This window comes from Aerococcus sp. UBA6277 (assembly GCF_002440555.1).
Classification (GTDB): Bacteria; Bacillota; Bacilli; order Lactobacillales; family Aerococcaceae; genus Aerococcus.
Genome location: NZ_DJUR01000015.1, coordinates 37,075 through 44,476 on the forward strand (window position 1 = coordinate 37,075; position 7,402 = coordinate 44,476).

General features: G+C 40.1%; 8 protein-coding genes and 1 pseudogene. 7 read left to right on the plus strand and 2 right to left on the minus strand.

What is annotated here, in order from left to right; genetic code table 11:
• Positions 1–2 precede the first annotated feature (2 nt).
• The 6 genes from B2V22_RS02550 (at position 3) to B2V22_RS02575 (ending at position 4,435) form a co-directional block, all read left to right on the plus strand.
• Positions 3–1,043, plus strand: a complete 1,041-nt coding sequence (locus B2V22_RS02550; protein ID WP_290490317.1) for a pyridoxal phosphate-dependent aminotransferase — start codon at positions 3–5, stop codon at positions 1,041–1,043.
• A complete protein-coding gene (gene hisB / locus B2V22_RS02555) occupies positions 1,033–1,617 on the plus strand; it encodes an imidazoleglycerol-phosphate dehydratase HisB (RefSeq protein WP_290490320.1) in 585 nt (194 codons plus the stop codon). Before B2V22_RS02550 ends, hisB begins: the two co-directional genes overlap by 11 nt.
• 99 nt (positions 1,618–1,716) lie before the next feature.
• On the plus strand, positions 1,717–2,415 hold the full coding sequence (locus tag B2V22_RS02560) for a HisA/HisF-related TIM barrel protein (RefSeq protein ID WP_290490322.1): 699 nt from the start codon (positions 1,717–1,719) through the stop codon (positions 2,413–2,415).
• A 3-nt stretch (positions 2,416–2,418) separates the two neighbouring features.
• The gene (gene hisF, locus B2V22_RS02565; protein ID WP_290490324.1) at positions 2,419–3,165 is read left to right on the plus strand and encodes an imidazole glycerol phosphate synthase subunit HisF; all 747 of its coding nucleotides are present in this window, start codon (positions 2,419–2,421) and stop codon (positions 3,163–3,165) included.
• Positions 3,166–3,168: 3 nt separating this feature from the next.
• Positions 3,169–3,807 carry a bifunctional phosphoribosyl-AMP cyclohydrolase/phosphoribosyl-ATP diphosphatase HisIE gene (hisIE, locus tag B2V22_RS02570; RefSeq protein ID WP_290490326.1) on the plus strand — a complete coding sequence of 213 codons (639 nt, stop codon included), beginning with the start codon at positions 3,169–3,171 and terminating at the stop codon, positions 3,805–3,807.
• Between the two features lie 490 nt (positions 3,808–4,297).
• Entirely contained in the window at positions 4,298–4,435 is a 138-nt protein-coding gene (locus tag B2V22_RS02575; protein ID WP_290490327.1) for a hypothetical protein, read from the plus strand.
• Positions 4,436–4,490: 55 nt separating this feature from the next.
• Here B2V22_RS02575 and B2V22_RS02580 read toward each other — a convergent pair whose 3' ends face one another.
• Positions 4,491–5,213, minus strand: coding sequence for a GntR family transcriptional regulator (locus B2V22_RS02580; protein WP_059134355.1), 723 nt, complete (start codon positions 5,211–5,213; stop codon positions 4,491–4,493).
• Positions 5,214–5,805: 592 nt separating this feature from the next.
• On the opposite strand from B2V22_RS02580, the gene B2V22_RS02585 reads away from it, so the two are divergent.
• On the plus strand, positions 5,806–6,270 hold the full coding sequence (locus B2V22_RS02585; protein ID WP_290490330.1) for a glutathione peroxidase: 465 nt from the start codon (positions 5,806–5,808) through the stop codon (positions 6,268–6,270).
• 280 nt (positions 6,271–6,550) lie between these two features.
• Here the strand turns inward: B2V22_RS02585 and B2V22_RS02590 are convergent.
• Positions 6,551–7,171, minus strand: a pseudogene (locus B2V22_RS02590) (metal-binding protein ZinT); the annotation flags it as partial.
• Positions 7,172–7,402: the final 231 nt, after the last annotated feature.

Here is a 7,402-nt window from a genome sequence, read left to right on the forward strand (position 1 = left end):
CTATGAAAACAGAGGATTATTTAAAAACGGTTGAAGTGAATCAAGACGGGGACACGGTTATCATGAACCGCAACACCTCTCCCATTCGTCCCTTGTCAGATCAAGACATTGTGGACGCAGTCTTGGCAACACCTTTTAACCAGTATCCTGAAGACGAAGAAACTAATTTTATTGCAGCGTATGCAAATTACGCCGGTCTTGACCCAAAGAATGTAGCTGTTGCTAACGGGTCAGATGAGTGGATTCAAAAATTGATTATCCAGTTTGGCCGCGGAGGTGTCTTGGCGGTTGATCCTGATTTCTTTATGTATCAGGATTATGCCAACCAGTTGGACTTCCCATTTTTCCAGGTGGAGAGTGAAATGGACTTTACTTTTGATTTAGATACAATTATTGGGGCATTAGACGAATTTAAGCCGTCCTTATTCTTCTTGTCTAATCCGCAAAATCCTACGGGCCAACAGTTTTCTGAAGAATTTTTACAGAGATTAGCGGATGAAACGGCAGATCGAGATATCACTTTTGTCATCGATGAAGCTTATATTGAATTCGGTCAGGACTACCAGCGACCAAGTAATGACAACGTCCTATTTATCCGGACCCTATCTAAGATATATGGGGTAGCGGGTTTACGGGTCGGGATTGCTTTTGGGCAGGGACCGCGTTTCGACAAGTTGAAGGAGATTAACCACCCTTATCCTATGAATAGTGTTTCGCTAAACCTTGCCAGCAAGCTGTTTGAGGACACCAATCGACTGGATGAATGGGTAAATTACCAACGTGATATTAAGCAGGAATTGCAGGAAGCTTTCAACCTGGTTGCTAATCTAGTCACTGTGATTCCGTCCGCAACGAATTTCGTGTTTATCTTTGGCGATTTGGTTCCAGATTTAGACCAGTATTTAGCAGACAATGGTTTCGTTGGGCGTAAGTATGCAGATGGGAAAATGGCAAACTCGGCGCGATATTCGGTGATCGATTCAGCTGACTATCCCAAGTTGAAAGCGACAATCAAAGCTTGGAGGGAACAATTTGGAGATTAAACAACGGAATACCTTAGAAACGCAAATCAAGCTGGGCCTGGCTAAGGCGGATGGGTCAGGACAAGCACAAACGTCTATTAATACTGGCGTTGGTTTCTTAGACCACATGCTAACTTTATTTACCTTCCATTCTGGTCTTGATTTATACGTTGAAGCCGAGGGGGATACTTGGGTTGATGACCACCACGTGACTGAAGATATCGGGATTTTACTGGGTGAAGCTATTCGTGACTTATACCAATCTCAGCCTTCATACGAACGGTACGGATCATATTTCTTACCCATGGACGAAACCTTAGCGCGTGTCGTATTAGACTTATCAGGCCGACCAGTTTTAGTTTATGACGCCAACTTTTCAGCTGAAAAAGTGGGGACCTTTGACACTGAACTTGTCAAGGAATTCTTCTACGCCGTAGCTATGAACGCTCGCATGACCCTACATATTGACCTATTGAAAAACGGCAATACCCACCACGAAATCGAAGGTATTTTTAAAGCATTCGCCCGCGCCCTAAAAATTGCTTTGAAAGAAACAGATGGCGGCGTCCCATCCTCAAAAGGATTGATTCAATAAGCCAGGGGCGTTTTGATCACGAATAAGGGGCATATTGTTGGTGACAAGCGCAAGTATCGAAATAAAGTTAAATACTAATTTAAAAGGAGGCAAATATCCATGGAGATTATCCCCGCAATTGACCTGATAGATGGCAAGAGCGTTCGCTTACAACAAGGAGACTATGACAAACAAGTCGTTATGCCTATGTCAGCAGCCGAAGCGGTGACCTACTATAGCCAATTCCCACAAGTGACAAGAATACATGTGGTGGATTTAATTGGTGCTACAAAACAAGCTGCTGTTGAAGGTGATACTGTTGAAGTTTTAAAATCCTTAACCGATATTCCTTTAGAAATCGGTGGCGGTATCCGCGACTTAGAAACCATTGAGTTGTACGATAAATTAGGCATCGACTACTTCATTTTAGGTACAAGAGCCATCATGGATGTGCCTTGGCTAAAAGAAGCTGTCAAAAAATATCCTGGTCGTATCTATGTTGGTCTAGATTGTAAAGATGAAGCGATTTATATCAATGGTTGGAAAGAGGCATCTGGCCGCTATATCCAAGAATACCTTGATGAAATTGCCGACTTAGATATTGCCGGTATTATTTATACCGATATTTATAAAGATGGCATGGAGGCCGGCCCTAATGTAGAGAAGACGGGTCAAATTCAACGTATCACCAGACATCAAGTCGTTGCGTCTGGCGGTGTGAGGAGCCGACATGATTTAGATGCCCTCCAAGCACAAGGCGTAAGCCAAGCAATTGTCGGAAAAGCTGCACAGAATCCAAGTTTCTGGGAAGGACTGTAAAAAATGAAAAAAATTATTCCATGTTTAGATACGCGCGACGGTAAATTGGTCAAAGGTGTTCACTTTGTAGATGTAAAAGAGTTAGGGGACCCCGTTGATTTTGCCAAAAAATATTCAGACGCAGGTGCTGATGAATTAGTCATCCTAGATATTACGAAAACAACTGACGGGCACCAATTACGTACGCAAATGATTGCGGATGTTGCGAATGTTATTGATATTCCATTAACTGTTGGTGGGGGAATTGCCTCTGTTCAAGATATTCAAGATGCGCTTGATGCAGGTGCCAGCAAAGTCGGTATTAACTCAGCAGCTGTAAAAAATCCTGACTTTATCAATGAAGCAGTGGACAAATTCGGTTCAGAAGCGGTAACGATTGCCGTAGATATGGCTTATGATGAAGCGAAGGGTGACTACTTTGTGTACACGAACGCTGGTCAAACGCAAATCGACATTAAGGCCCTTGAATGGTGTAAAGAGTGTGAACAACGCGGTGCTGGTGCCTTACTAATCACTTCAATTGATACTGACGGTGCCTACACAGGTTTTGATATACCATTCTTGAAATTGGCATCTGAGGCCGTTTCTATTCCAATTATCGCTTCAGGTGGTGCGAGTGGTATTCAAGATTTCATCGACTTGTTCCAACAAACAAACCTAGAGGCAGGACTTGCTGCATCTATTTTCCACAAGGGAGAAGTAGCGATTGAAGATTTAAAAGCAGCACTTATCGCAGAAGGGATTGACTAGTAAATGACAGCAATTGATTTTGGCAAGAACGACGGGCTTGTTCCAGCTATCTTGCAAGATTACCGGACAAATCAAGTCTTAATGTTGGGTTACATGAATCAAGAAGCTTACGAATTAACGGTAAGTGAAGGTGTAGCTTGGTTTTATTCACGGTCTAAAGGTCGTCTTTGGAAAAAGGGCGAAACTTCTGGTAACTTGCAAGAAGTGGTCAATATCGAATTGGACTGTGACCAAGATACCCTATTGGTACAAGTGAGACCAACTGGCCCAACGTGCCATACCGGTAGCCAGTCATGTTTTGGGGATGATTTCTTCAACTTGAATATCCTAGAAAATACAGTGGCTGACAAAGTGGATAACCCTAAAGAAGGGTCGTATACGACATACTTGATGGATCAAGGTTTAGATAAGATTCTTAAAAAATGCGGTGAAGAAATGACGGAAGTTGTGATTGCCGCAAAAAATGCCCAAGCGGGTCAAGGAAATGATGAGTTGGTATCTGAAACTAGTGACTTACTTTACCACTTGTTGGTTTTATTAGTTGAAAGAGGTCTGTCATTAACAGATATAGAAGCAGCCTTAAATACCCGTCACGGCCAATATCATACCTATTCTGTCCGTAAAGAAATCGAAGATTATTAAGATATAATGAATTATATTAGAATTATATTAAAATTGCTGTTGACACTTATTATAAATTTTAATATACTGATGTCAGTAAATAAAACAAGTTGATGCGTTGAGAAGTAGAAGTAAGTTAGACGCTTGTGCACAGAAAGTACCGATTGTTGAGAAGGTATGACAAGCCCTAATTGAAAAGTAGACTTTGAGCTGTAGATGCGATCCACCTAAGGGGTGGTTGAGTGTTTACCGGGTGCTGCCGTTAAAATGCCAGTTGATCGGATGAATGTCCCGTCAACGTGAGTCTAATAGTCTAACCAACTATTAGAAAAATTAAAGGTGGTACCGTGCAGAAAGCGCCCTTTGACTTAACCAGTCAAAGGGCGCTTTTTTTATTTACTAAAAACTTAAAATATATGTAAAAAACTAGGAGCAATAAAGATAAGACGAATCAAATTGTCACTAGTAAGCCATATAACAGACTTGTAGTAGTAATTAGGAGGATTTATCAATGACATTATTAGCAGATTTAAAACAAGCTCCCACAGCAATTATTCCCGCTTGTGGCGACGGCCATACTTTTCAAATGTTAGCCAACAGCAAGGCAGCCATTACTGCTTTAACCTTATCAATTATCCACAGCATTTAAGCACAAAGACAAAGGACGCGAGCCAATCGCGTCCTTTGTCTTTGGTCAATTTCAATTAATAACGGTATTGAGTGCTCGCACCTTGAATAAAGAATTGTGTTTCTTCAAAGTGATAAGTGATTTTAGAATAGTCGAACGGTTTCCCATTATTTAAATGGAAGATCGACTCTGTTTTTAAACAAGGCTCGCCTTCACTTAAATTTAAATGGTCAGCTTGCTCAGCCTTCAATTTCCCAACACGCAAGAAGTGGTCACCATAGCCAATTGGAATTTCCAGATCTTCTGTAATATAGTCGAAGATGGAATTCGAAGCAATTTCTTCACTTAAGTAAGGGATTATATCCTTGTCAAAATAAGACTCCTCCACACAGAAGGGGCGCCCTTCGATGTAGCGGATGCGGGTAACATGGTAGACCTTTGTTTTTGCTGGGTCATCAATTTTTAAATTTTCTACCGCTTCCTCAGTTGGTGCAATTAAAGCAAGGGATAAAACTTTAGAATCGATTTTAAATTGGCTCAAGGTTGAATTAAACCCACCTAGGTTTAATAGGTTGATATAACCCTTACGTTGATTACCGCGTACATATACTCCAGAACCACGTACTTGGTAGATCAACCCTTGTTTCTCTAAGTCATTTAAGGCAGATAATACCGTATTCTTACTCACTTGGTAGTAGTCCACCATTTCTTGGATACTGGGTAACTTATCATCTGCATTTAATTCATTTTCATTGATGTAGCGGACCAACGCGCCAGCTACCTCTTCGTATTTAGCCATATATAAAGAACCTCTCTCTTAGGAATTTGATATATTATACCATGAAAGCTCTTACATTTACAAATGGTTAGGGTATAAAAATGGATACCACCATATAATACAAGTTTCTCAATTTTCCTTTATCATTTATATAATAAAAAGATATCAGTTAGCCATTGACTTAAACTTTGTGTTAGTACTTGTTACTTTGCATATATAAGCCTTCGGGTTACACTTTTCCTATCATTGCCTCAAAAGCAGTGGGAAACTCATCAGCCAAGGTCTAATGGCTTGGCTGACTATTTAATCTGTAAGGGCCGAAGTCCAAAGAATGAATAGTCAGACCATCCTCTTTCACTGCTAAGGTATGCTAGGAAAGCTCCAGACTCTGGCTTAATAACGTAAGTTAACGATAGAAGCTAATAAATTTTAGTAACGTGGGTACTAGTACAAGCAAATATTATTGATGCAAGACTCAAGAACTAGCGAAAGCACATTGATGATAAATAATCAATATATAAACGTGATTGTTCGCTTTCACAGGTAAAAAGGCGTATCATTTAGCCTAAGATGCAGAAGGCTTTGAAGCGTTTCTACTATAAAAAGGAGAAATATGATGACTATCTATGATTACACTGTAAAAGATGCTAATGGGCAAGATAAAAACCTAGCGGATTATGAAGGGGACTTGTTGTTGATTGTAAATACAGCAACTAAATGTGGACTAGCGTCTCAATTAGAAGGACTTGAAGACTTACACCAAAAATATCAACGTGAGGGCTTTAAGGTACTTGGATTCCCTTCAAATTCATTCATGCAAGAACCTGAGGATAGTAAAGGGGCTGCAGAAGCATGCGCACTAAACTTTGGCACCTCATTTCCTATGTTCGATAAGGTATCCGTAAACGGACCTAAAACAATACCATTATTTTCGTATCTGAAAAAAGCATCTGGTAATGGTCTAGTAAAATGGAATTACACTAAATTTTTAGTAGACCGGCAAGGCAACTTTATTAAACGGTATGCCCCAACAACAAAACCCGCAGATATTGAAGCAGATATCCAAGATAACCTGTAGAGAATAAGCGTCTACAAATCAAAAAGGAAGGCCTGTCAAAAGCAGATCTTCCTTTTTGTGTATGTATGGGTAAAACAAGTCAATATAGTTTAGAAACCACTTCGCAAATAGGTTTCGTGATCTGCCATCACTACAACTATTTACGCCAGTACTGCGAGCCTGAACGATTTTGTCTCACCTTTTGCAGTCCAGTGGCTTTTAATTGGCTAGTACTCCTGGGAGTTTAGAAAAACACTATGTATTTTGTTTATATGTAAAATATGAATCATTATATTCTAGGTTAGTGAGCCATCATTTCTTGTGCAATTTCTGAGCCAGACATATCAGTTGGATAGTATGTTGGCCAGTGGTCTACTTCTTCAAGAAGGGCTTCTTGTGATTCGCCACCCCAATAAATATGGTAGTGTCCTGTTTCAACGGGTGCAATATTATGGTCTGAGAATTGCACGTATTTGTAGTCGCCGGCTTCCGGGTCGTTTGTTTCAAATAAGAAACGAACACCACGATTTCCTTTTTCATAGGTTAAGATTTCATAACCAACATAGTTATACTCGAATGTCTTGCTTTCACCGGCCACAATATATTCAATTGTATTGTCAGTAATGTTGATATTATCGACGTCAGTTTGGTAACCAGTTGTGTAGTATTCTTTATGCTCTTCAGTGGTCATGCCGTTGTTTAATTTAGACTTGTAGTCAAAGACTTGGTCTAAGGTACCGTCTTCAAGGAATGGGTGAACAGATTGCCATTCACCTGCATAGTCAGATAAGGTACGGTCTGCTACATCAGCATCTTCAAAGTAGTCATTGTAGACTGTTTGTTCAGTTTCTTCTTCAGCAGTTTCTGCGTCTGCGGCTGGTAGGTCTGTTGTTTTTTGTAATGAAGTTAGGTTTTCCTTCATTTACAAGCTGTCAGCTAAGGAAACCTAGGTATTGATACCCAGGAGGAATTAGCGAAATAGACTGCTCTTTTTGTTGATTTTACTAGGTTATCTTTTATGTTTCCTCTAAATAGAGGGTATAATGTATTTGAGAGAAAAGAGGTGACAAGATGCAGTTAACGAAAACGATTAAAGTGCAATTATACCCAAGTGCTAGTGATATTGAAAAATTCGAAGAAACGCAACAACAGT